The organism is Mycobacterium sp. pUA109 (assembly GCF_041287095.1).
GTDB lineage: Bacteria > Actinomycetota > Actinomycetes > Mycobacteriales > Mycobacteriaceae > Mycobacterium.
The window spans coordinates 270,587-293,121 of sequence record NZ_JBGGKS010000002.1; the positions used below are offsets into that span (position 1 = coordinate 270,587).

Consider the following 22,535-nt stretch of genomic DNA (forward strand, 5'->3'; position numbering starts at 1 on the left):
GCCGATGCGCTACCGGGACTGTCCGACCGTCGAGGTCGCCGAACGAATCGTCGGTGATCCGGCCGCGATCTGGGCCGCGGTCACCGATATCACGCTGCCGGTCCGCTTCTCCCCCGAACTGCACAAGGTCGAATGGCTCGACGGCGCCGACCGCGTCCGGGTGGGCGCCCGGTTCCGCGGCTACAACAAACACCCCGCGCTGGGCGAATGGCACACCGACTCCGAGGTGGTGGAGGTCGAGGACGGCACCCGGTGGGTGTGGGCGGTCGGCGGCGGCGCCACCTGGGGCTTCGAAGTGGACCCCACCAGCGACGGGGCGATCGTGCGGCAGTGGGCCCGGCTGGGGCCCGGACCCTCGGGGCTCAGCCCGGCGATCGAGGCCATGCCCGCCAAAGAAGCCCGGATCATCGCCCGCCGGCTGGCCGAGTTCGAGACCGGGATCCGCGCCAATCTGGCTGGTATCAAAGCGCTTATCGAAGGCTGACATCGGCACCGGCCGTCGACGAGGAGGGCCACCACATCCGCTCGCCTAGCAGGCTCATCGCCGCCGGGACGAGATAGGTTCGGACCACGGTGATGTCGAGCAGCAGGCCAATGCCGATGGTCGACCCGATCTGGACCAGGTTGAGCACGGTTCCGCTGGTCAGCGCAAACATGGTGATGGCGAACACGATTCCGGCGGTGGTGATGACGCTGCCGGTGCTGCCGAAACCACGGATGATGCCGCTGATGACGCCGCTGTGCGACTCCTCCCGGATCCGGGCCGCGAACAACATGCTGTAGTCGGCGCCGACGGCCACCAACGCCATGAACGACACCGGCAGCACCGCCCAGTCCACGTCGATGCCGAGCAGGTGCTGCCACAGCAGGGTGGACACGCCGGCCGCGGACCCAAACGACAGCACGACCGCGCCGATCATCAGCAACGGCGCCACCAGGCTGCGCAGGATCACGACCAGCACCAGCAGCACCGCGGCGACGGCGACCGCCGCCAACAACGCGAAGTCACGCCAGGTTTGGTTGAGGTGGCTCTGCGACAGCGACGCCAAACCGGTGCTTTGGATGCTGGCGTGCGACAGCACGGTGCCGCCGGCGGCGTTGCGGGCGGCGGCGAGCAGCTCCGGGACGGCCTGCAGGGCGGGGTGCCCGTAGGGGTTGACGGCCCAGATCACCATCATCCGCGCGGTGCGCCCGTCCGGCGAGATGAGCAGCCGCTGGCCGGCGGTGAACCGCGGATCTTGTTGCGCCGCTTCGGGAAGATAGAAGCCGCGGCCGGCGCCGTCGGTGGTGTGCGCCGACAGGCCGTGCAGGTAGTCGGCGGCCCGTTCCAGCCCGGCGCCCAGTTCGGTGGTCAATGCCAGCATGGTGTCGGTGCCGGTCTTAACCTGGTTCAGCCCGTCGTGCAGTCGGCCCATGCCGCCGGAGAGTTCACCGATCCCGGACATCAGCGAATCCAGTTGTGCGCGCGCCTGTTGCGGGGTGCGGCCGCCGAGCTGATCGAGCAGCGCGCGCAGGCCGGTGAGGGTGGCACGCAGGTCGGGCAGCGCGTCCAGGGCGGCGGTGACGGCGTCGTCGGGCACGGCGGGGGCCACCAGTTGGGCGCCGAGGATCGCGGTCAGCGCCCGCCCGCCGGTCGCGTCGTTGAGGTCGGTGAACGCTTGGCGGGCGCGCAGGCACGCCGGGTCGGCGGTGCAGGCGGCGGTGGGCTGCGCGGAGGTCAGCGGGTCGAACACGGCGTGCAGGGCGGCCGCCGAGGCGGCCATCTTGTCCCGGCCGCTGGTGATGTCGCCGGCCACGGTGTCCAATGCCGCGGTCGTCGTCGACAGCTGGGTGACCACCGCGGCGACGTCGAACGAACCGTCGGAGAGCACCCCGATCAGCCGGTCGGCGGATTGCAGGGTGGACAGCAGGGCGCGGGCCAGCGTGACGATGTCGCGGGTGCCCTCGGTCAGCCGCGGGATGCGCGCGACCGCCTCGGCGGTCCCGTCGCGCAGCTGGGTGACGCCCGACGCCAGCCGGCGCAGTTCGGGGATGGCGTCGTCGATGCGCCGGTGCGCCTCCCCCAGCCCGTCGGCCACTTTCCCGGTCTGGTAGCCGATCGCGGTCTCCGGCAACGGTTTTCCGTCCGGACGGGTGAGCGAGCGCACGTAGGCGACCTCGGGGAGGCTGCCGATGGCCATCGCGATCAGGTCCAGCGCGGCCAAGTCGCTGGTGTTGCGCATGTCGTGGTCGGCCCGGATCACGACGAACTCCGGTGCGGCCTCGTTGACCCCCCAGTGCCGGTCCACCGCCTGGTAGCCGCGCTTGCTGTCGGTGGCCCGCAGCTGCATGGCGTTCTCGTCGATGTTGGGCCGATGGGTGAGCAGCACGGCGCTGGTCGCGATCAGGAACACCAACGACGCCGCCACCACCGCCGGCGCGCGGCGCACGATGCGCGCCCCGCGGCGGCGCCACGCCCGTTCGTTGAGCGGACGCGGTTCGGCGTAGCCGCGACGCCCCCACACCGCGATCAACGCGGGGGTCAGGGTCACGCTGACTGCGGCGGTGATTGCGATCGACAACGTGATCGGCGGGCCCGCGGTGTGAAACATCCCCACCTTGGCGAACAGCATGGCCATTCCCGCACCGGCGATGGTCAGCGCCGAGGCGATGATGATCCCGGCGGTGCGGGCCCCGGAGCGGGCCACCGCGTCCTCGACCGCCAGCCCGCGGCGGCGGCCCTCGTGATAGCTGGCCAGCAGGAAGATGCCGTAGTCGGTGCCGGCGCCCAACACCATCGCGGTGGCCAGCGCGATGGTGAAATTCGACACCGACAGCAGGTCGTGGCCGCCCAGCACGGAGACGATCGGACGCGCGACGGCCAACGACACCCCCACGGTCAGCAGCGGGACCAACGCCGTCAGCAGCGACCGGTACACCACCAGCAGCATCAGCGTGATCAGCCCCACCGACACCGCGGTGATGATCAGCAGCGAGGTGTCGATCGCCGAAAACAGATCCGACAGGGTCGGCGAGGGCCCGGTGAAGTTCACCTGGAGATCGGCCGGATGCGGCAGCGCGGCGAGCTCGGCGCGCACGTGTTCGGTCGCGCGGTGGGCCCGCGTCGATCCGACGTCGCCCGTGGTGGCCAGCAGCAGCTGGATGGCCTTGCCGTCCGGGCTCATGCCCAGCCCGCCCAGGCCCGGGTTGCTGAACGTGTCCAGCAGGTAGGCGACGTCGTCGTGGTCGGCGAGCAGCTGCCGCACCAAGTGGTGGTAGTAGTCGAGGTCGGCGGGCCCCAGCGCGCGGTCGCTGGAGACCACGACGGACCCGACCGCGGTGGAGTCGGGGACGCCGAAGTCGCGCGACATCTGGCGCAGCGTCGCGGTCGCGGCGCTTTCCGGGGTGAACGGGGCGGAATGCTCGGCCACGGTGCGTTCCAGCTGCGGGATGCCCAGGTTGAGTGCGCCGGCGATCGCGAGCCAGCCGATCAGCACCCAGCCGGCGTGCCGGCTGCAGGCCCGGCTGAGCGTGCCGAAAACGGCGAGGTTATGCGTCATCAGCGTGCCCTGACCCCCGAACGATTATGCTATGTGACATAGCATTTTTATGGTCGGCAACATAGCATAATGACGGGCCGGTTCGGCAAGCCGTTGTGGAAGGGATCACACGTGGGAGCGCGCACCACCACTCGGCAAAAGATGCTGGTCAGCGCGGTCGAACTGTTGCGGGAGCGAGGTGCGGCCGCCGTCACCGTCGACGCCGTGTTGGCCCGCAGCCAAGCACCGCGCGGCTCGGTCTACCACCATTTCCCGGGCGGCCGCGGCGAGATCATGTCCGACGCGTTAGCGCTCGCCGGCGACGCCATCAGCTCGCTGATCGAGCAGGCAAGCACCGAGGGGGCCAGCGCCGGCCTGCGACGCTTCGGCGACTTCTGGTCGGCGATCCTGCACGACTCGGACTTCGGCTCGGGCTGTCCGGTGATGTCGGTAGCGGTCGGCGGCTCACCCGACGATCAGCAGCTCCACGCGGCCGCCACCGATATCTTCCAGCGGTGGCAGCACGCCCTCGAGCGGGGCATCCGCGCCGACGGCGTCGAGGCGGCCCGCGCGCACCGCCTGGCGACGATAGTGCTCGCCGCGCTCGAGGGTGCGGTCGTGCTGTGCCGGGCGCAGCGATCCACCCAGCCGCTCGACGAGGTGCTCGCCGAACTCGACGTGCTGCTCACCTCGGCCGTCCGGTAGCGCGTCCACTCTAGATTCGCCGACCCACCGAGCCCTACAATCAGCCAAGGTCGGCTGGGCGAACCCTTGGGGTAGCGATGGACGTCACCGAAGTGAGTTGCACGACGTGGGCGCGCCGTATCGGCGCGGTGGCAGTGGTGTGGGCGACGCTGCTGGGACCGCCGCCCCCGTCCGCCACCGCCCAGCCCTGCCCCGACGTGGAGGTGGTGTTCGCCCGCGGCACCGGCGAACCGCCCGGTGTCGGCGGAATCGGGCAGTCGTTCGTCGACGCGCTGCACTCCCGCGTCGGCGACCGGTCCTACCAGGTGTATCCGGTCAACTACGCCGCCAGCAGCGATTTCAGCGGCGGCATCGAGTTCGCCCGCACCGTGGTCGACGGGGTCCGGGACGCGGGCACCCATATCGAGAACACCGCCGCCAACTGCCCCAACACCCGGATCGTGCTCGGCGGCTTTTCCCAGGGGGCGGCGCTGGCCGGCTATGTCACCTCCGCGGAGATCCCGAAGGAAATCCCCGCGGAATACCGGTCATACGTCCCCCAGCCAATGCCGCCGGAGGTGGCCAACCACGTCGCCGCGGTCACCCTGTTCGGCACCCCGTCGCCGGAGTTCTTGCAGCCCAACGGCGCCCCGCCGGTGCGGATCGGCCCGCTGTACGCGCCCAAGACGCTGGAGCTGTGCGCCGACGGGGACACCATCTGCAACGGCAGCCCGGCCGGCGGGCCCCCCATCGCGCACGCCTCTTACGGCGTCAACGGGATGACCGACCAGGCCGCCGATTTCGCGGCCAGCCACCTCTAGCCGCGCAGCGGCGCGAACGCGAACTCGCGTAACCCATCTCGGGGATCCACCGCGGCCCGGAAACCCAGCAGGTCGACGGCCCGGGCCGGGTCGGCGACGATGTGGCGCACATCGCCGGGCCGGTATCCCCCGGTGATCACCGGCGCGGTGTGCGATCCGCGCGCCGCGCACAACACGGTGGCCACCTGCAGGATCGAGATCGGCTGCCCGGAGCACACATTGACCGCGGTGAACCCGCCGCGCTCGGCGGTCACCGCGGCGGCGTTGGCCGCCGCCACGTCGTCGACGTGGACGAAATCGCGCATCTGCTGACCGTCCTCGAAAACCCTTGGCGGCTGGCCGTTTTCCAGCGCGGAGCGAAAGATCGCCGCCACCCCCGAATACGGGGTGTCGCGCGGCATCCCCGGCCCGTAGACGTTGTGGTAGCGCAGCGCGGTCACCGACCCGCCGGTGGCCTCGGCCCAGGCCAGCGCGTAATGCTCCTGGGCGGTCTTGCTGGCCGCGTACAGGCTGCGCGGGCGCAGCGGCGCGTCCTCGCCGACCAGCCGCCAGGTGAGCGGTTCACCGCCGACCGGGCAGCGGTGCTCGAAGATCCCGGCGTCCAGGTCGGCGCGCCGGCGCGGCGCCGGGTCGACGGCTCCGTGTGCGGCGCAGTCGTAGCGGCCCTGTCCGTAGACCACCATCGAGGACGCCAGCACCAGCCGGCGCACCCCCGCGGCGTTCATCGCGGCCAGCAACACGGCGGTGGCGAAATCGTTGTGGCTGCCGTAGGCCGGGGCGTCGGCGGCGTCCACCCCGGCCCCCACCACCGCGGCCTGGTGGCACACCACGTCCACGCCGGCCAGCAGCGGGGCCAGTGCGTCGGCGTCGCGAACATCGACCCGGCGGCAGCCGTCCGGGGCGGGGGCGTCGGGTCCGTGCGCGGCGGCCAGCATGGCGTCGACGGCGACGACGTCGTGGCCGGCGGCCGCCAGCGCGGCGTGCACCGCGGCCCCGATGAACCCGGCGGCCCCGGTCAGCAACACCCTCACGGCAACTCGAACGGCAACTCGATGCCCTGGTGGGTCAGGCAGTGGGTGCAGCTGCGCTCGGCGGCGAGCTGACCGATCGCCTCCTGCACCAACTTCTTGAACGGCTCGATGTGGCGCTGGAATTCGGCGTACACGTCGACGGCCTTCACCCCGTCCCCGACCGCCACACCGGCGTCCAGGTCAGTGACCAACGCGATTGCCGCGTAACACATTTCGAGTTCGCGGGCCAACACCGCCTCCGGATACCCGGTCATGTTGACCAGCTGGAACCCGGCGGCGGCGAACCACTGGCTTTCCGCCCGGGTGGAAAACCGGGGCCCCTGGATGACGACCATGGTGGCGCCGTCGACCACGGTGGGCAGCCCGGTGACCGCGGCCCGCAGCGTCGGGCAGTACGGGTCGGCGAATTCGACGTGGATGCCGCCGGAGTCGAAGTAGGTGTCGGCGCGGCCGCTGGTGCGGTCCACCAGCTGATCGGGCACCACCACCGACCCCGGCCCCAGCTGCGGGGTGAGGCTGCCGACCGCGCACGGCGCGAAGATGCGCCGCACCCCGAGGGCGCGCAGCGCCCACATGTTGGCCCGGTACGGCACGGTGTGCGCCGAGTATTCGTGCCGGGCGCCGTGCCGGGGCAAAAACGCGACCTCGTGGTCGCCGACGGCGCCGACCGTGATCGGGGCGCTGGGCGCACCGTAGGGGGTGTCCAGGGTGATGCTGCGGGCGTCGGGTCCGAAAAACGTGTAGAAACCGCTACCGCCGATGACTGCGAGCATGGCGATCATTGTCCGGTATCGCCGTGCAAGGATCGTGCGGTGGCCAGTTTCGCGCAGTGGATCGAGGGGGCGCGGCCGCGCACGCTGCCCAACGCGGTCGCGCCGGTGATCGCCGGCACCGGGGCGGCGGCGTGGCTGGGTGCCGCGCTGTGGTGGAAGGCGCTGCTGGCGCTGGCGGTGGCGGTGGCACTGATCATCGGGGTCAACTTCGCCAACGACTACTCCGACGGCATCCGCGGCACCGACGACGACCGGGCAGGCCCGGTGCGGCTGGTGGGCTCCCGGCTGGCCGCGCCGCGCGCGGTGCTGGCCGCCGCGGTGGCCAGCCTGGCCGTCGGGGCGGTGGCCGGGCTGGCGCTGGCCGTGGTCAGCGCGCCGTGGCTGATCGCCGTCGGGGCGGCCTGCATCGCCGGGGCCTGGCTGTACACCGGCGGGTCGCGGCCGTACGGCTACGCCGGGCTGGGCGAGGTCGCGGTGTTCGTGTTCTTCGGGCTGGTCGCGGTGTTGGGCACCCAGTACACCCAGGCGCTGCGGGTGGACTGGGTCGGGTTGACGTTGGCGGTGGCGATCGGGGCGCTGTCGTCAGCGGTGCTGGTGGCCAACAACCTGCGCGACATCCCCACCGATGCCCAGGCCGGCAAGACCACGCTGGCGGTGCGCCTCGGGGACGCGCGCACCCGGGTGCTGTATCAGGGGCTGCTGGCGGTGGCCGGCGTGTTGACCGTGGTGTTGATGCTGCTGGCCACGCCGTGGTGCGCGGCGGGCCTGGTCGCGGTCCCGCCGGCGGTGCGGGCCGCACGCCCGGTGCGGACCGGTCTGGGCGGGGCCGCACTGATCCCGGTGCTGCGCGACACCGGGCTGACCATGCTGGTGTGGTCTTTTGCGGTGGCTGCGGCGCTGGCTGCGCACCACTAGCCTCACCGGTCGCAGGCGTCCCTGTCTCGGGGGCACATGCCCGCTCGAAAACGATGGCGCCTGCGCTACCACGGCCTCCACTCGACCGACTGGTATCGCCCGCGCTATCCGATTCCGCAGTCACACCCCGCCCGGGTGCCGGTACGCAAGTGACGGCTGTGACCGGGCGCCGGGCCGGTTAGGCCGCCCGGTCCAACAGGGTGACGACCGACGCCCGCAGCCGCCCCGGGTCGACATGCTCGGTGATCAGCGCCAGCGCCGCCGGATCACCACCGCGCAGCAGGCCCAGCACGACGTGTTCACACCGGATCTCTTTGTCCTTGTGCGCCAACGCTTCCCGCAGCGCCAACTCCAGGGCTTTCTTGGCCGCCCGGGTGAACGGGATATGTCCGCGCCGACGGCGGCGCCGCCCGGATTTGCGCAGCGCGTTGTCGAACGCGTCGGCGCCGAAGGTACGGGCCACGCTGTCACGCACGGCGCGCAGGTCGATCCCGAGCGACCGCAGCGCCTCGGCGTCGGTGTCGAACGACTCGCCGCTGGCCTCCCCCGCCGCCAGCCGGGCCCGCACCGCGTCGGCGGTCAGCCCGAAACCGCCCAACACCGCCGACAAGTCGGGCTCGGCGGCTTGCAGCAGCCCGAGAAGTAAGTGCTGGGACCCGATTTCGCCGGCCACCAATTCCCGGGCATCCTCTTGGGCCAGCACGACCGCGACCCGGGCATCGCGGGTGAACCGCTCGAAGACCATGGTTCATCTCCTCCGGTTGTACTTCTGATGCACGGCCTGCCGGCTCACCCCGAGCGCGTCGGCGATGGCCTGCCAGCTCCAGCCCTGCTCGCGGGCGTTGACGACGTGGATGGCCTCCAACCGCTCCTGCAGCCGCTGCAGGGCGCGGACCGCCCGCAAGCCGACGGCCGGATCGGCGCTGGCCGCCCCGTCGGCGGCGGCACCCAACGACGCGTCGGACACCTCACTCATACCCGTCAAGATAACTTGACAGGCATCAAGCTGTCAATAAACGTTGACAACCGGGCTGAGTCTGCGTCCACCACGGCAAAGTGCGAGTGGACGGCGTGGTAGACGCACAGTCAGCGACGAGGGCTACTCCGGGGACTCCTCGCCGCGCAGCCGCGCCCGCAACTGGTCGCGGTCGCGGCGGCGGCGCTCGCTGACCGCCTCGACGCTGGCGGTGGCGCGGCGGCGCAGCGGCGCGAACACCCAAATCCCCATCGGCAGCGCGACGATCAACGCGAACAGCAGCGCCACGATCGGCGGGAAATCACGGATACCGAGCAGCCGGCCCACCACGTAGATCACCACGCTCAGCGCCGCCACCAGCAGCAACCGCGCCGCCGCGTACAGCGCGATGTCGCCGACCGCGCGGCGGGTGGAGGTCTGCGGTTCCGACACACGACGAGCCTAGAGCGTGCAGGTATATTCGGGCCAAGGAGGTGTTGAGTGTTCTACCTGCTCCTCGTCCTGGTTTTGGGGACGCTGGTCTACCTCGGTGTGCGTGCGGCGCGAGCCCAAGCCGAGCGGCCGAAAACTCGGGTGATCGGACCGGACGACGATCCGGAGTTCCTGTGGCGGCTCAGCCACGGCGACAACAACTCGTAGACGCCCTCAGACGAAGCGCTGGTGGAACCGCTCGTTGCCGGGGAACCCGTCGGCGACCACGGCCGCTAGCTCCATCAACGCCTCGCGGGTCTCCCGCTTCAACCGTTCCAGGTGGATCTCGGCGCCCTCTTCCAGATGCGGGTCGAACGGCACCAGCCGCACCGCCCGGCAACGCCGGGAGAAGTGGTCGACGACCTTTTGCATGTCGACCTTGTTGGACCGGGGCCGCACCGCGTTGATCACCGCGATCGAGTTTTTCACCAACTCCTCGTGGCCGTGCGCGTCCAGCCAGTCCAGCGTCGCCGAGGCGCTGCGGGCCCCGTCCACCGAGCCGGAGCTGACCACGATCAGCGTGTCGGCCTTGGCCAGCACCGACGACATGGCCGAGTGCATCAGCCCGGTCCCGCAGTCGGTGAGCACCAGGCTGTAGAACCGCTCCAACACCCGCAGGGTGCCGGCATAGTCCTCGGCGGAAAACGCCTCGGACACCGCCGGGTCGCTCTCCGATGCCAGCACCTCCAGCCGGCTGGGCCCCTGGTTGGTGTAGCTGCGGACGTCGCTGTAGCGCTCGATGCCGTCGGCGTCACGCAGCAGATGCCGCACCGTGGCCGGGGTCTCCATCGGCACCTTTTGGCTCAGCGTGCCGCGGTCGGGGTTGGCGTCCACCGCCACCACCCGGTCGCCGCGGATCGAGGCGAAGGTGGCGCCCAGCGTGGCGGTGATGGTGGTCTTGCCGACCCCGCCCTTCAGGGACAGCAACGCGATCCGGTAGCAGCCCTGCAGCGGCCGGTTGGCCTGGACCACCAGGTCGTTGTAGCGCACCGTGCGGGGGCTCTCCCCGACGTTGATCAGATGCCCGGACAGCTCGTAGAGCGCCCGCCGCCAGCCGCTCGAGGGCGGCGGCTTGACCTGCCGCAGCAACGAGTTGGTGGACAGATCCGAGTACGGCCCGGGCGGCGCCGGCTGCCGGTACGGCATGTCGGCGGGCAGCAGGTCAGACGCGCCGGGGTAGTAGGCCGGCGGCGGGTTCTCCATGGCGTGCGGGATTCCGGTGGCCGGGGTGGCCGTCCAGGCCCGCGGCTGCACCTGGGTCTCCAGGGGCGGCACCGGGCGGGTCTCCAGCGGCTCGGCGAAGCGCCGCTCGGTGCGGAACCCGCCGAAGGACTGGGTCTCGGGCGCACCGCCCTCGGGTGGACCGAACGATTGCGTCTCGGGTGCCGGTTCGCCGGACTGCTCGTACGGCGGGAACTCCCTGGTCGGATGGTCAGTGACGTTGCGGCCTCGGGCAGCATCGCCGCCATGCGGCGGATTGACAGACACCTGCACTCCCCTTGTGTTTCGGTTCGCTTGGCTAATGCTCCGCACAGAATGCTTGTTAACGAAGAGTAGCGCAGCACCCCGGCGCGGCGCCTGGCCGCAGGTCAGCCCACTCCGGCGTAGGAGTGCAGCCCCACCGTCACCAGGTTGACGAAGAACAGGTTGAACACCATCGCGACGAACCCGACCACGTTGATCCAGGCCGCTTTGCTGTCCCGCCACCCGGCCGTCGACCGGGCGTGCAGGTAGGCGGCGTAGACCACCCAGGCGACGAACGACACCGTCTCCTTGGGGTCCCAGCCCCAGTACCGGCCCCAGGCCTCCTCGGCCCAGATCGCGCCGAAGATCACCCCGAACCCGAACACCGGAAACGCGAAGATGGTGGTCCGGTAGGCGATGCGGTCCAGCGTCTGGGCGTCGGGCAGCCGCTGCATGACGCGCGCCAGCACCCCGGGCCGGTCGGGGTCGCTCAGCGGCGACGTCTTCAGCAGAAACAGCAGGCTGGCCACCCCGGCGACCAGGAAGACCCCCGAGCCGAGGCTGACCACCGAGACGTGGATCGGCAGCCAGTAGGACTGCAGCGCCGGCATCACCGGGGCGGCGGTGGCGTACAGCCAGCGGCCCGAGATCGACAGCAGGATCAGCACCGGCAGCAGCACGAACACCCACAGCGCCCGATGCTGGGGGCGGCGCAGCACCACCGCGGCGGCCACCAGGCCGGATAAACAGGTCAGGTTGATGAACTCGTACATGTTGCCCCACGGCGGCCGCAGCGTGGCCAGCCCGCGCAGCACCACGCAGCCCACCAGCAGCGCGATGCCCAGGTAGACCAGCGCCAGGCCGGCCCGGCCCACCCGTTCGTCGAGGGAGCGGGTTCCGGTGTCGAGCACCACCCCGGGGGTGGCGCTGTCGGCGGTCACCGACCCGGCGGCGACCAGCTCGCGGGGCTCGACCCGGCCGCGGGTGTAGGCGAGTTCGACGGCCAGCAGCAGCAGCGCGATGACCAGCACCACCAGCGAGGAGGTGTACGCCCAGTCCGAATAGCGGGCCAGTGCGGCGTCGACGTGCAGGGTGTTCATGTTCGGGGGCCTTCCTTACCGGCCGTCACTACGGGCTGCGTCGTGGTGTCGAGTCCGGCCAGCATCCGGGTGGTTAGCCGCTCGAACTCGTCACCCCATCCGGAGTTGTCGGTGCGGGCCAGCCCACCCAGCTCGACGTTCACCGTACCCGGGGTCGCCGGGGTGATCCGTGCCCACACCCGTCGGCGCCGCACCACCAGCGACACCAGCAGCCCGGCCATCATCGTCATCGCGCTGACCAGCACCCACAGCTGGCCGGGGTCGTGCGACACCTGCAGGTTGATGAACGGCACCGCGCCGTCGAACCGCACCACGGTGCCGTCGTCGAGGGTGACCTGCTGGCCGGCGGTCAGGTTGGTGCGTTTGACCTTGGTCAGCCGGCCCTGCGCCTTGAGCCGGGGATCAAGGTTGAACAGGGATTGGGGTCGGCCGGTGTCCAGCCCGGCGTCGCCGCGGTAGATGTCGATGGCCACGGCGGGGTCGTTGAGGGCGGGAAAGCTGGACGACAGCAGGGTGCCGTCGAGCTGCTTGGTCGGCGCGAACAGGCCCTCGATCGCGATCTGGTGCTGGCGGCGCTCCCGCGGATCGGGGTACCTGCCGGCCGGCGGGTCGATCCGCACCGCCCCCGACGACAGCAGGGTCAGCGGGCTGTCGGGGCGCCACTGCACGGTCGCGGTGCGGGTCTGCCCGCCCGGGAAGGTGACGGTGAAGGTCGGCGCGTAGCCGTGGCCCTGCAGGTACACCCGGTCGCCGCCGAGCCGTAGCGGGTGGTTGACCTCCAGCGGGTAGGGCCGCCATTGGCCGGTGGTCAAATCGGCGCCGGCCTGATAGTCGATGTCCGCGGCGTAGGAGGTGGCCTGCCCGGACGGCAGGTAGTGCGCGTCGAAGCCGTTGACCCGGATGCACATCGGGTGCAGCGCGGTGCCGTCGACCAGGTTGCCGGCCCGGAACGAGTCGAACGCGGCCGGGGACGCCGAGCAGAAGCCGGGCCCGCCGTCGGCGATCACGATGACGTTGCCCTCGTAGCCGAACATCTTGCCGACCGCGACCGCGAGCAGCAGGCCCAGCAGCGAGAAGTGGAACACCAGGTTGCCGAATTCGCGCAGGTAACCCTTCTCGGCGGACACCTCGGCCGTGTCGGCTTCCCGGATGGTGGTGCGCCAGCCGCGCAGCCGCCCGGCGATCGCCGTCGCGGTGGCCGCCGGCTCCCCGGTGACCTCGGCGGTGGCGTGTTTGGGCAGCCGGGCCAGGTTGCGCGGGGCGGGCACCGGGGTGGCGCGCAGGCCGCGCAGGTGTTCAAGGGTGCGCGGGGTCAGGCAGCCCACCAGCGACACGAACAGCAGCACGTAGATGGCGGTGAACCAGAAGCTGGAGAACACGTCGAATGCCTGCACCCGATCCAGCCACGGCCCGATCACCGGATGCTGCACCAGGTATTCGTCGACCTTGCTGGCGTTGAGGTTGCGTTGCGGCAGCAGCGCGCCGGGCACCGCGCCCAGCGCCAGCAGGAACAGCAGCACCAGCGCGGTGCCCATCGACGTCAAGCTGCGCCAGGTGTTGCGGAGCAGCGCGAGCCCCACGTTCGCGCGCCGACTGTGCGGTTTCATCCGCCCACCCCGGCGTGTCGCGGATCAAACCGCACAGTCGTGGCCAGGGTCACCATCAGATTGGCAGCCTGACATCGGAGACGAACCCGTCGCGCACCCAGCCGACGAACTGCCCCCACGCCCCGGTGAGCAACGCGACCCCGACCGCGATCAGCAGCACCCCGCCGAGGATCTGGATGGCCCGGGTGTGCCGGCGCAGCCAGGACAGCCCGGCCACCGCGGACGCCGACCCGAACGCCAGCGCCACGAACGGGATGCCCAGCCCCAGGCAGTAGGCCAGCACCAGCACCACCCCGCGGGCCACGGTCGCCCCGTCGGTGGCCGAGGCGACGGTGACCACCCCGGTCAGCGTCGGCCCCAGGCACGGCGTCCAGCCCAGCGCGAACACCGCCCCCAGCAGCGGAGCGCCGGCCACCGTGGACAGCTGCCGGGGGCTGAACCGGGCTTGGCGCTGCAGGGCCGGGACGAAGCCGACGAACACCAGCCCCATCACGATGGTCAGCGCTCCCCCGACCCGCTGCAGGGCCACCTGGTTGGTGATCAGCGTGGTGGTCATGCCCAGCACCGCGACGGTGCCCAGCACGAACACCGCGGTGAACCCGGCGACGAACAGCGCCGCCGACCCGGCGACCCGCCAGCGCGCGGCGGGGGGCGCTTTGATCGCGCCCGGCGGCGGTTGTTCGTCGACGCCGACGACCGCGGCCAGATAGGACAGGTAGCCGGGCACCAGCGGCACCACGCACGGGGACGCGAACGACACCAGCCCGGCCAGCACCGACACCGCCAGCGCCACCAGCAGCGGCCCGGTGGCGGCGGTGTCGGTCAACCCGCTGCTCATGGCGGCCCCGGCGCAGCCGCGGTGTTGTCGGCGGCCAGCCGCTGCACCACCGGCTGCAGATCCTGCGCGAGCAACTCCCGCAGGAACACCGCGGCGACCCGGTGGTCGCGGTCCAGCACCAGGGTGGACGGGATGACCGAGGACGGGTATTTGCCGCCGAACGCGATCAGGGTGCGCATCGCCGGGTCGTAGATCGACGGAAACGTGACGTGCCGGTCGGTGACGAAATCCTGGGCGGCCTGCGGGTTGTAGTCGCGCACGTCGATGCCCAGGAACGCCACGCCCTGGGCGCGGGTGGCGTCATACACCTGCTGCAGCTGGCCGATCTCGGTGCGACACGGCCCGCACCACTGGCCCCACACGTTGAGCACGACGACCTGGCCCGGATAGTCGTCGACCGCGCGGGTGCGGGCCGGGTCCAGCAGGTCCGGCCCGGACACCGGGCCGGGGCGGCCGCGGTCGGCGGGCGGGTCGTAGAAGATGTCGGTCTTGCCGCCGGGCGCGACGAACTCGAAGGTGCCGCCGCGGGCGACGGCGTCGTCGCCGGTGGAGCAGCCAGTGCAGCCCAGGGCGACCAGCGCCGCCCCGAGGATCACCAGCCGCCGCATCGTTACGCGTCCGCGGGGGTGCAGTATTCGACGTCGACGAACCGGTCGCCGTCGTAGACCAGGGTGGTCACCGAGGCCACCGCGCATTGGCGCCCGCGCGGGTCGTGCCACAGCCGCTTGCCGGTCAGATGCAGCCGGGTGGTGTACACCGGCAGCTGGTGGCTGACGCACACCACTTCGTGGCCGGCGCCGCGGGCCCGGGCCTTGTCCACCGCGGTGGTCATCCGGGCCGCGATCGCCGCGTACGGCTCGCCCCACGACGGGGTGAACGGGTTGCGCAGCTGCCACCACACCCGCGGGTCGCGCCAGGCGCCGTCGCCGGGCGAAACCCGCCGGCCCTCAAAGAAGTTGGTGGACTCGATCAGGTTGTCGTCGGTGTCGACCGGCAGGCCGTGGGCGGCGGCGATCGGGGCGGCGGTCTCCTGGGCGCGCTGCAGCGGTGAGGCGATCACCGCGACGATGTCCCGGCCGGCCAGCGCGTCGGCGACCGCGGCGGCCTGCCGGTTGCCCTTGTCGGACAGCCGAAACCCGGGCAGCCGGCCGTACAGGATGCCGTCCGGGTTGTACACCTCGCCGTGGCGCACCAGGTGGATGCGGGTGGGCTCGGCCATCAGGGCTTCTCCTCTCGGGCGGCGGCGGCCGCGGCCGCGGGCAGCGCCGCCGCGATGGTGTCGAACGCCGCCTCGTCGAGGGCGGCCGAAACGAACCACACCTCGAAGGCGCTGCACGGCGGGTACACCCCGGCGCCCAGCAGGGCGTGGAAGAACGCCGGGTAGCGCCAAGTTTGGCTGTCCCGGGCGGTGCCGAAATCGGTGACCGGTGTCTCGGTGAAGAACACGCTCAACATGTTGCCGGCCCGCGGAATCTGGTGCGGCACACCGGCGTCGGTGAGCGCCGCGGAGATCAGCGCGGCCAGCCGGTCGGCGTTGGCGTCCAGCGCTTCATATACGGCGGCGTCGGCGGCGCGCAGCGTGGCCAGCCCGGCGGCGGTGGCCACCGGGTTCCCGGACAGGGTGCCGGCCTGATACACCGGACCCAGCGGCGCCAGCTTGGCCATCACCTCGGCGCGGCCCCCGAACGCGGCGGCCGGCAGCCCGCCGCTCATCACCTTGCCGAAGGTGAACAGGTCGGCGTCCACCGGGTCGAGGCCGTACCAGCCGGCCGGGCTGACCCGGAAACCGGTCATCACCTCATCGGAGATCAGCAGCGCCCCGTGCTCGGCGGTGATCGCGCGCAGCGTGGCGTTGAAGCCGGGCGCCGGCGGCACCACCCCCATGTTGCCGGGGCTGGCCTCGGTGATCACCGCGGCGATCTGGGCGCCGTGCGCGGCGAACGTTTGGTGCACGGCGTCGACGTCGTTGTAGGGCAACACGATCGTGTCGGCGGCGGTGGCGCCGGTCACCCCCGGCGAGGACGGCAGCCCCAGGGTGGCCACCCCGGAGCCGGCGTCGGCCAGCAGCGCGTCGACGTGGCCGTGGTAGCAGCCGGAGAACTTGACGATCTTGGGCCGGCCGGTGAAACCGCGGGCCAGCCGCAGCGCGCTCATGGTGGCCTCGGTGCCGGAGTTGACCAGCCGGACCTGCTGCACCGGCGTGACCCGCTCGACGATCTCGGCGGCCAACTCCACCTCGGCGGCGGTGGGCGCGCCGAACGACAGGCCTCCGGCGGCGGCCCGCTGCACGGCCTCCACGACGGCGGGGTGGGCGTGGCCCAGGATCATCGGACCCCAGGAGCAGACCAGGTCGACGTAGCGGTTGCCGTCGGCGTCGGTGAGCCGGCAGCCCTCGGCGCGCTCGATGAACCGCGGGGTGCCGCCGACCGCCGCGAAGGCCCGCACCGGCGAGTTCACCCCGCCGGGGATGACCGCGCAGGCCTCGTCGAACAGCCGCGCGGAGGCCGCGGTGGCCTGGTCAACATGCATGACTACCAGTGTCCCAGCCGCGGAAAACCCGTCGACTACAGGGTGTAGTTCTCGTGTGGTGGTGCCCTGGGCCCCCTGCGCGCCGCCTGCCGCGCCGAGATCGACGTTGGCGAGCTAGCCACTCGACCTTTTCCACGCCGGCGTCGATTTCGGTGTTGGCAGGGCAGCGACCGACGGGTTGGATGAGGGAATGCAACTCCCCCAATGGCTGGCCCGGTTCAACCGTTACGTAACCAACCCCATCCAGCGGCTGTGGGCCGGCTGGGCGCCGACGTTCGGGATCCTCGAACACATCGGGCGGCGCTCCGGCAAGCCCTACCGCACCCCGCTCAGTGTGTTCAGCACCGACGACGGGGTGGCGATCCTGTTGACCTACGGCCCCAACCGCGACTGGCTGAAGAACATCACCGCCGCCGGCGGGGGCCGGATGCGGCGCAATGGCAAAACGTTCGCGGTGACCGACCCGCGGCAGGTCACCAAGGCCGAGGCGGCCACCCACGTGCGCGGACGGGCGCAGGCGGTTTTCGCGCGGCTGCCGTTCGAGCAGGCGGTGCTGCTCGCCAAAGCGAGCTAAGAATGCAGTTCTCACAGCGACGCGCCCGGTTCAACCGGGTGGTGACCAACCCGCTGGTGCGCCCGGTCTCCGGCTGGGTGCCGGCGTGGTCGATCATCGAACACACCGGCCGGCGCTCCGGCAAGACCTACCGCACGCCGGTGACGATGTTCAGCACGCCCGATGGTGTCGCGGTGCTGCTGGTGTACGGACCCGACCGCGACTGGCTGAAGAACCTGCAGACCTCCGGCGGCGGCCGGGTCAAGCTGAGCGGCAAGACGTTTGACGTCACCAACCCGCGGGTGGTGCCGACCTCGGAGGCAGTCGGGTTTCTCAAGGCGCCGTGGCGGCAGCTGCTACCGCACGCCGGGGTGGAGTCCACCCTATTGCTGACGCGGGCCGGTTAACGCGCGAGCCGGCCGAGGATGCGGTGACCGCGGAACTGCCCGTGTCAGCCGACTGACACTAAACGCGCACAGCCGCGACCGTGAATTTGACGACGCGACACGCGAGGGTCGCGTCGTCAAATTCACACTGGATGGAGGCGCGTAGCCAATAGTTCGGCGCCGGCCCGTCGGGCGACGCGAAACCGACACGGTACGGTACTGGTCGGTACTACCCCGACACTTCTATGGTGGACGCTGTGACCCAAACCGCCGATCGCGCCGCCGAGCCGTCGCCGTGGTCGCCGCGCGAGAACGAACTGCTGGCGACCACGCTGCAACTGCTACAAGAACACGGCTACGACCGGTTGACGGTCGACGCGGTGGCGGCCACCGCGCGGGCCAGCAAAGCCACCGTGTACCGGCGCTGGCCGTCGAAAGCCGAGCTGGTGTTGGCCGCGTTGGTCGAGGGCATCCGTCAGATCGCGGTCCCACCCGACACCGGCACCCTGCGGGGCGATTTGCTGCGGCTCGGGGAGCTGATCTCCCACGAGACCCGCCAGCACGCCAGCACCATCCGCGCCGTACTGGTCGAGGTCTCCCGCAACCCCGCCCTCAACGACGTCATGCAGTACCAGTTCATCGAGCAACGCAAGGCGCTGTTCCGCCACATCCTGCAGCAGGCCGTGGACCGCGGTGAGATCGACGCCACCGCCATCAACGACGACCTGTGGGATCTGCTGCCCGGCTACCTGATCTTCCGGAACGTCATCCAGAACCGGCCGCCGACCCCACGGACCGTGCAAACCCTGGTCGACGACGTCGTCCTGCCCAGCCTGACCCGCTAACGCGGCCGCCTCGGGCTCCCGCAGCCCCACGGTCGCGCCCCTTGTCCAGTCCGGTCCAGTACCGTACCGTACCGTTGTGAGCCGAGATTTGCGGTTCGCTGCGCAACAACGCTGACCTCGGCTATCGTCGTGGCACCGGATATCGAAAGGCTAACGGGTGAAGGGGATTTCAGTAGCCCGACTGGTCAGGCGCGGGTGGATGCTGCTGGTCGCGGCGGTCGTGGTCGGCGTCGCGGCGTTCGGCATCGATCGACTGCACGGCATCTTCGGCTCACACGACGTCACCTCGACCGGTACCGGCGGCGAGAATGAGATCATTCCTTTTAACCCCAAGGACATGGTCTACGAGGTTTTCGGCGCCCCCGGCGCCGTCGCAACCATCCATTACTTAGACGTCAACGCTGCGCCGCAGCAAGTCAACGACGCCCCGTTGCCGTGGCGGTACGAGGCGACGACGACGGAGCCCGCGGTGATCGGGAACCTGGTGGCGCAGGGCGACGGCAACACCCTCGGCTGCCGCATCATCATCGACGGCGAACTCAAAGACGAAAGGACCGTCCACGAAGTGCGCGCCTACACCTTCTGCTTGGACAAGTCCGGATGAGCAACGAGGAGAGCCCACGGTCCGCGGTGGCGCGGACGATCCTGCGGCTTTCGGTGCCGATCGCGGTGTTCTGGTTGGCCCTGGCGACGGTCACGAATGTTTTTGTGCCGCAATTGGAGAAGGTCGCCGAAGCACATAACGTGGGGATGAGCCCCCAGGATGCGCCGTCGCTGCAGGCCAGCAAACGCATCGGCAAGGTCTTCCAAACCTTCGATTCCGACAGCGCGGCGATGATCGTGCTGGAGGGTGATCAGCCGCTCGGCGCCGACGCGCACCGGTTCTACGACACCCTGGTGCGTAAACTCGCCCAAGACACCAAGCACGTCGAACACATCCAGGATTTCTGGGGGGACCCGCTGACGGCGGCGGGCTCACAGAGCGCCGACGGCAAAGCCGCACTAGCGCAGGTGTACCTCGCCGGCAATCAGGGCGAGACGTTATCCAATGAGTCCGTCGATTCGGTGCGCGACATCGTGAACCACACGCCGGCGCCACCGGGGGTCAAAGCCTATGTCACCGGCGCCGCGCCGATGATCACCGATCAGTTCGAGGTGGGCAGCCAAGGCACCCTGAAGGTCACTCTCATCACCATCGCGGTCATCGCGATCATGCTGTTTTTCATCTACCGGTCGGTCACCGTGGTGGTGGTCCTCTTCACGGTGATGGTTGAGTTGACCGCCTCCCGCGGCGTCGTCGCCCTGCTGGCGAACTCCGGCATCATCGGGCTGTCGACGTACTCGACCAATCTGCTCACGTTGCTGGTCATCGCCGCCGGAACGGACTACGCCATATTTGTCCTCGGTCGATATCAAGAGGCGCGCGGGGCCGGCGAGGATCGGGAAACCGCCTTTTACACGATGTATCGCGGGACCGCCCACATTGTCTTGGGCTCCGGCTTAACCGTCGCTGGCGCGGTGCTGTGTCTGCGCTTTACCCGGCTCCCGTACTTTCAGAGCCTGGGCATTCCCGCCGCGATCGGCGTCCTGGTCGCGCTGGTGGCCGCGCTCACCCTGGCGCCGGCCATGCTCGCCGTCGGCCGGCATTTCGGGATGTTCGACCCCAAGCGCGCGCTGAGTACCCGCGGCTGGCGGCGCATCGGCACGGCGATCGTGCGCTGGCCGGGGCCGATTCTGTTGGTCACGATCGCGATCGCGCTGATCGGGCTGATCGCCCTGCCGGGGTACAAGACGAGTTACGACACCCGCCCCTACATGCCGGCCAGCGCCCCGGCCAATGTCGGCTACGCGGCCGCGGAGCGGCATTTTTCCACGGCCCGGTTGAATCCGGAGTTGCTGATGCTCGAGGCGGATCACGATCTGCGTAACCCGGCCGACTTTCTCGTCTTGGAACGCGTCGCCAAGGCCATCTTTCACCTGCCCGGTATCGCCAAGGTGCAGTCCATGACCCGGCCGTTGGGCACCCCGCTGTCGCACACCTCGATACCGTTTCAGATCAGCCAGGGCAACGTCGCGCAGACCCAGAACCTCAGTTATCAGGCGGATCGCGCTGCCGACTTGCTGAAGCAGGCCGGCGTGCTGAAGGAGACGATCGGCATTTTGCGGCAGCAGTACGCGCTGCAGCAGCAGAGCGCCGCCGCCACCCACGAGCAGACCCAGAGCTTTCACGACACCATCACGGTGATCAACGACCTCCGGGATAAGATCGCGAATTTCGATGACTTCTTCAGGCCGGTGCGCAACTACTTCTATTGGGAGCCGCACTGCTACGACATACCCGCTTGTTTTGCGTTCCGGTCGGTCTTTGACGCACTCGACGGTATCAACCAGCTGAGCGATCAGTTCGCCAGTATCACAGCCAGTCTCGATAAATTGGATGCGCTCCAGCCGCAACTGGTTGCATTGCTGCCGCCCCAGATCGACAGCCAGCTGGAGAATTTGGGACTGACGCTGAATAACTACGCCACCAACTCCGGGATCAACGACCAGTCGGTGGTCGCGAACGACAACCCGGCCGCCATGGGACAGGCGTTTGACCAAGCCAAAAACGATGATTCCTTCTACCTGCCCCCGGAGGCCTTCAACAACCCGGAGTTCAAGCGGGGCATGAAACTGTTTCTCTCCCCGGACGGCAAGGCCGTGCAGATGATCATCACCCACGAGGGTGACCCCGCGACCCCGGAGGGCATCTCACATATCGACCCGATCCGCAACGCGGCGAAAGAGGCCGTGAAGGGCACTCCGCTGGAGGGTTCCCACATCTACCTCACCGGCACCGCGGCCACCTACAAAGACATCCGGGACGGCGCCAAATACGACCTGATGATCGCCGGATTGGCCGCGCTGAGCCTGATCTTGCTGATCATGATGTTCATCACGCGAAGTCTGGTCGCCGCGATCGTCATTGTGGGCACGGTGGCGCTGTCCTTGGGCGCCTCGTTTGGGCTGTCGGTGCTGGTGTGGCAGGACCTCCTCGGCATCCAGCTGTACTGGATCGTGCTGGCGCTGGCCGTGATCCTGCTGTTGGCGGTGGGATCGGACTATAACCTGCTGCTGATTTCGCGGTTCAAGGAGGAAATCGGCGCCGGGTTAAACACCGGCATCATCCGGGCGATGGCCGGCTCCGGCTCGGTGGTGACCTCCGCCGGCTTGGTGTTCGCCGCCACCATGGCCTCCTTCGTCTTCGCCTCGTTGCAGGTGCTTGCTCAGATCGGGACCACCATCGCGTTGGGTCTGTTGTTCGACACGCTGATCGTGCGGTCGTTCATGACGCCGTCGATCGCCGCGCTGCTCGGGCGCTGGTTCTGGTGGCCGCAACGGGTGCGGCCCCGCCCGGCCAGCCAAATGCTGCAGCCCTACGGATCCCGCCCCGCGGTGCGGCAACTGCTCCTGTGGGAAGACGACGACGCGGCGGTGACCTCCGACACGCCACCGTGAGGTCCCGCATTTTCAGGCGTGACGTAACGTTCGAGTAAGGGAGCGGGTGGGTGGATTTCGGCCTGTGGGGTGGTCTGACGATACTGGCCGCTGTGTTGGGATTGGTGTTCGCCGGTCGTGCGTTCTCATTCATCAAGCGGTTGGAACGTCGAACACCGGCTCCGTTAGGTGAGGTAGTGGGGGCCCACAAAGCGGTCTTGGATAAAGTGCGCAAACGCGAGCCGATGTCGCCGAGCGAGGTGGCTTACGCGGCGGAGCTCATTTCCGATGCCCGATCATTACCCGCGTACGCGATACCCGCGACCATCTTCACCATGGGATGCTTCTATATCGTTGGGTGTCTGCAACAGTTGCACGGGGCCACGCCCTCCGTCCGAACGTTCATCGGGCTGCTCCCCATGTTGGGGGCCACCAACATCACCATTCAGCTACGCAGGGTCGCGCGGTTGAAGGGACGCCTGCAGCAGGCTGCCGTGACTCAGCCGTGACGCGCTGACTCTGCGTCCACCAGACAAAAGTTCGAGTG

At 69.8% G+C, this 22,535-nt stretch carries 24 protein-coding genes; 11 read left to right on the forward strand and 13 right to left on the reverse strand.

Translation table 11 applies throughout. From position 1 onward, the window contains the following. Positions 1–4: 4 nt before the first annotated feature. Positions 5–484 carry an SRPBCC family protein gene (locus ACAG26_RS03490; RefSeq protein WP_370479370.1) on the forward strand — a complete coding sequence of 160 codons (480 nt, stop codon included), beginning with the start codon at positions 5–7 and terminating at the stop codon, positions 482–484. Here ACAG26_RS03490 and ACAG26_RS03495 read toward each other — a convergent pair. Further along, complete coding sequence (locus ACAG26_RS03495) at positions 471–3,539, reverse strand: MMPL family transporter (protein ID WP_370479373.1); 3,069 nt, start codon at positions 3,537–3,539, stop codon at positions 471–473. The genes ACAG26_RS03490 and ACAG26_RS03495 overlap by 14 nt on opposite strands. Positions 3,540–3,608: 69 nt before the next feature. Here ACAG26_RS03495 and ACAG26_RS03500 point away from each other — a divergent pair, with 69 nt between their 5' ends. Together ACAG26_RS03500 and ACAG26_RS03505 are read left to right on the forward strand one after the other, a co-directional pair. Then, complete coding sequence (locus ACAG26_RS03500; protein ID WP_370479375.1) at positions 3,609–4,223, forward strand: TetR/AcrR family transcriptional regulator; 615 nt, start codon at positions 3,609–3,611, stop codon at positions 4,221–4,223. A 77-nt stretch (positions 4,224–4,300) separates the two neighbouring features. Continuing rightward, a complete protein-coding gene (locus ACAG26_RS03505; RefSeq protein WP_370479378.1) occupies positions 4,301–5,023 on the forward strand; it encodes a cutinase family protein in 723 nt (240 codons plus the stop codon). Here the strand turns inward: ACAG26_RS03505 and ACAG26_RS03510 are convergent. After that, positions 5,020–6,054, reverse strand: a complete 1,035-nt coding sequence (locus tag ACAG26_RS03510) for an NAD-dependent epimerase/dehydratase family protein (protein ID WP_370479380.1) — start codon at positions 6,052–6,054, stop codon at positions 5,020–5,022. The two genes, ACAG26_RS03505 and ACAG26_RS03510, sit on opposite strands and share 4 nt — an antisense overlap. Beyond that, positions 6,051–6,827 (reverse strand): S-methyl-5'-thioadenosine phosphorylase, encoded by a 777-nt coding sequence (locus ACAG26_RS03515; protein WP_370479383.1) that lies wholly within the window; start codon positions 6,825–6,827, stop codon positions 6,051–6,053. The genes ACAG26_RS03510 and ACAG26_RS03515 overlap by 4 nt, the downstream gene beginning before the upstream one ends. 39 nt (positions 6,828–6,866) lie before the next feature. Between ACAG26_RS03515 and ACAG26_RS03520 the strand changes: the two genes are divergently transcribed. Continuing rightward, complete coding sequence (locus tag ACAG26_RS03520) at positions 6,867–7,742, forward strand: 1,4-dihydroxy-2-naphthoate polyprenyltransferase (protein WP_370479385.1); 876 nt, start codon at positions 6,867–6,869, stop codon at positions 7,740–7,742. 178 nt (positions 7,743–7,920) lie between these two features. Here the strand turns inward: ACAG26_RS03520 and ACAG26_RS03525 are convergent, their stop codons facing one another. The 3 genes from ACAG26_RS03525 to ACAG26_RS03535 form a co-directional block, all read right to left on the reverse strand. Continuing rightward, positions 7,921–8,487 carry a Clp protease N-terminal domain-containing protein gene (locus ACAG26_RS03525; RefSeq protein ID WP_370479388.1) on the reverse strand — a complete coding sequence of 189 codons (567 nt, stop codon included), beginning with the start codon at positions 8,485–8,487 and terminating at the stop codon, positions 7,921–7,923. 3 nt (positions 8,488–8,490) lie between these two features. After that, positions 8,491–8,718: a helix-turn-helix domain-containing protein gene (locus ACAG26_RS03530; RefSeq protein WP_370479390.1), complete on the reverse strand. Its 228-nt coding sequence runs from the start codon at positions 8,716–8,718 to the stop codon at positions 8,491–8,493. 123 nt (positions 8,719–8,841) lie between these two features. After that, positions 8,842–9,150: a DUF4229 domain-containing protein gene (locus ACAG26_RS03535; protein WP_370479393.1), complete on the reverse strand. Its 309-nt coding sequence runs from the start codon at positions 9,148–9,150 to the stop codon at positions 8,842–8,844. A 48-nt stretch (positions 9,151–9,198) separates the two neighbouring features. On the opposite strand from ACAG26_RS03535, the gene ACAG26_RS03540 reads away from it, so the two are divergent. Then, positions 9,199–9,357 (forward strand): hypothetical protein, encoded by a 159-nt coding sequence (locus tag ACAG26_RS03540; protein ID WP_370479395.1) that lies wholly within the window; start codon positions 9,199–9,201, stop codon positions 9,355–9,357. Positions 9,358–9,363: 6 nt separating this feature from the next. Here ACAG26_RS03540 and ACAG26_RS03545 read toward each other — a convergent pair whose 3' ends face one another. From ACAG26_RS03545 to hemL, 7 genes are all read right to left on the reverse strand, one after another. After that, positions 9,364–10,677: an AAA family ATPase gene (locus tag ACAG26_RS03545; RefSeq protein WP_370479397.1), complete on the reverse strand. Its 1,314-nt coding sequence runs from the start codon at positions 10,675–10,677 to the stop codon at positions 9,364–9,366. A 101-nt stretch (positions 10,678–10,778) separates the two neighbouring features. Continuing rightward, positions 10,779–11,753 (reverse strand): c-type cytochrome biogenesis protein CcsB, encoded by a 975-nt coding sequence (gene ccsB / locus ACAG26_RS03550; protein ID WP_370479400.1) that lies wholly within the window; start codon positions 11,751–11,753, stop codon positions 10,779–10,781. Beyond that, positions 11,750–13,360 carry a cytochrome c biogenesis protein ResB gene (locus ACAG26_RS03555; RefSeq protein ID WP_370479403.1) on the reverse strand — a complete coding sequence of 537 codons (1,611 nt, stop codon included), beginning with the start codon at positions 13,358–13,360 and terminating at the stop codon, positions 11,750–11,752. The genes ccsB and ACAG26_RS03555 overlap by 4 nt, the downstream gene beginning before the upstream one ends. Positions 13,361–13,415: 55 nt before the next feature. Next, a complete protein-coding gene (locus ACAG26_RS03560; protein ID WP_370479406.1) occupies positions 13,416–14,198 on the reverse strand; it encodes a cytochrome c biogenesis CcdA family protein in 783 nt (260 codons plus the stop codon). Then, entirely contained in the window at positions 14,195–14,806 is a 612-nt protein-coding gene (locus ACAG26_RS03565) for a TlpA disulfide reductase family protein (RefSeq protein WP_370479409.1), read from the reverse strand. Before ACAG26_RS03565 ends, ACAG26_RS03560 begins: the two co-directional genes overlap by 4 nt. Before the next feature lie 2 nt (positions 14,807–14,808). Continuing rightward, positions 14,809–15,417, reverse strand: coding sequence for a histidine phosphatase family protein (locus ACAG26_RS03570; RefSeq protein ID WP_370479411.1), 609 nt, complete (start codon positions 15,415–15,417; stop codon positions 14,809–14,811). Next, entirely contained in the window at positions 15,417–16,727 is a 1,311-nt protein-coding gene (gene hemL, locus ACAG26_RS03575) for a glutamate-1-semialdehyde 2,1-aminomutase (protein ID WP_370479414.1), read from the reverse strand. Before hemL ends, ACAG26_RS03570 begins: the two co-directional genes overlap by 1 nt. A gap of 190 nt (positions 16,728–16,917) precedes the next feature. Between hemL and ACAG26_RS03580 the strand changes: the two genes are divergently transcribed. The 6 genes from ACAG26_RS03580 to ACAG26_RS03605 all read left to right on the forward strand — a co-directional run bounded on the left by ACAG26_RS03580 (position 16,918) and on the right by ACAG26_RS03605 (position 22,497). After that, positions 16,918–17,301 carry a nitroreductase family deazaflavin-dependent oxidoreductase gene (locus tag ACAG26_RS03580; RefSeq protein ID WP_370479417.1) on the forward strand — a complete coding sequence of 128 codons (384 nt, stop codon included), beginning with the start codon at positions 16,918–16,920 and terminating at the stop codon, positions 17,299–17,301. 2 nt (positions 17,302–17,303) lie between these two features. Continuing rightward, entirely contained in the window at positions 17,304–17,687 is a 384-nt protein-coding gene (locus ACAG26_RS03585; protein WP_370479420.1) for a nitroreductase family deazaflavin-dependent oxidoreductase, read from the forward strand. 224 nt (positions 17,688–17,911) lie between these two features. Next, positions 17,912–18,511, forward strand: a complete 600-nt coding sequence (locus tag ACAG26_RS03590; protein ID WP_370479422.1) for a TetR/AcrR family transcriptional regulator — start codon at positions 17,912–17,914, stop codon at positions 18,509–18,511. 199 nt (positions 18,512–18,710) lie between these two features. Continuing rightward, positions 18,711–19,115, forward strand: coding sequence for an MmpS family transport accessory protein (locus ACAG26_RS03595; protein ID WP_370479425.1), 405 nt, complete (start codon positions 18,711–18,713; stop codon positions 19,113–19,115). Continuing rightward, positions 19,112–22,009 carry an RND family transporter gene (locus ACAG26_RS03600; RefSeq protein ID WP_370479427.1) on the forward strand — a complete coding sequence of 966 codons (2,898 nt, stop codon included), beginning with the start codon at positions 19,112–19,114 and terminating at the stop codon, positions 22,007–22,009. Before ACAG26_RS03595 ends, ACAG26_RS03600 begins: the two co-directional genes overlap by 4 nt. 50 nt (positions 22,010–22,059) lie before the next feature. Beyond that, positions 22,060–22,497, forward strand: a complete 438-nt coding sequence (locus ACAG26_RS03605) for a hypothetical protein (RefSeq protein WP_370479430.1) — start codon at positions 22,060–22,062, stop codon at positions 22,495–22,497. Positions 22,498–22,535 lie beyond the last annotated feature (38 nt).

Bases quoted from the DNA above. Each gene is read 5' to 3' on its own strand.
- ACAG26_RS03490 (WP_370479370.1), top strand. From the start codon at position 5: ATGCGCTACCGGGACTGTCCGACCGTCGAGGTCGCCGAACGAATCGTC.
- ACAG26_RS03495 (WP_370479373.1), bottom strand. From the start codon at position 3,539: ATGACGCATAACCTCGCCGTTTTCGGCACGCTCAGCCGGGCCTGCAGC.
- ACAG26_RS03500 (WP_370479375.1), top strand. From the start codon at position 3,609: ATGACGGGCCGGTTCGGCAAGCCGTTGTGGAAGGGATCACACGTGGGA.
- ACAG26_RS03505 (WP_370479378.1), top strand. From the start codon at position 4,301: ATGGACGTCACCGAAGTGAGTTGCACGACGTGGGCGCGCCGTATCGGC.
- ACAG26_RS03515 (WP_370479383.1), bottom strand. From the start codon at position 6,827: ATGCTCGCAGTCATCGGCGGTAGCGGTTTCTACACGTTTTTCGGACCC.
- ACAG26_RS03525 (WP_370479388.1), bottom strand. From the start codon at position 8,487: ATGGTCTTCGAGCGGTTCACCCGCGATGCCCGGGTCGCGGTCGTGCTG.
- ACAG26_RS03530 (WP_370479390.1), bottom strand. From the start codon at position 8,718: ATGAGTGAGGTGTCCGACGCGTCGTTGGGTGCCGCCGCCGACGGGGCG.
- ccsB (WP_370479400.1), bottom strand. From the start codon at position 11,753: ATGAACACCCTGCACGTCGACGCCGCACTGGCCCGCTATTCGGACTGG.
- ACAG26_RS03555 (WP_370479403.1), bottom strand. From the start codon at position 13,360: ATGAAACCGCACAGTCGGCGCGCGAACGTGGGGCTCGCGCTGCTCCGC.
- ACAG26_RS03560 (WP_370479406.1), bottom strand. From the start codon at position 14,198: ATGAGCAGCGGGTTGACCGACACCGCCGCCACCGGGCCGCTGCTGGTG.
- ACAG26_RS03565 (WP_370479409.1), bottom strand. From the start codon at position 14,806: ATGCGGCGGCTGGTGATCCTCGGGGCGGCGCTGGTCGCCCTGGGCTGC.
- ACAG26_RS03570 (WP_370479411.1), bottom strand. From the start codon at position 15,417: ATGGCCGAGCCCACCCGCATCCACCTGGTGCGCCACGGCGAGGTGTAC.
- hemL (WP_370479414.1), bottom strand. From the start codon at position 16,727: ATGCATGTTGACCAGGCCACCGCGGCCTCCGCGCGGCTGTTCGACGAG.
- ACAG26_RS03580 (WP_370479417.1), top strand. From the start codon at position 16,918: ATGCAACTCCCCCAATGGCTGGCCCGGTTCAACCGTTACGTAACCAAC.
- ACAG26_RS03585 (WP_370479420.1), top strand. From the start codon at position 17,304: ATGCAGTTCTCACAGCGACGCGCCCGGTTCAACCGGGTGGTGACCAAC.
- ACAG26_RS03590 (WP_370479422.1), top strand. From the start codon at position 17,912: ATGGTGGACGCTGTGACCCAAACCGCCGATCGCGCCGCCGAGCCGTCG.
- ACAG26_RS03595 (WP_370479425.1), top strand. From the start codon at position 18,711: ATGCTGCTGGTCGCGGCGGTCGTGGTCGGCGTCGCGGCGTTCGGCATC.
- ACAG26_RS03600 (WP_370479427.1), top strand. From the start codon at position 19,112: ATGAGCAACGAGGAGAGCCCACGGTCCGCGGTGGCGCGGACGATCCTG.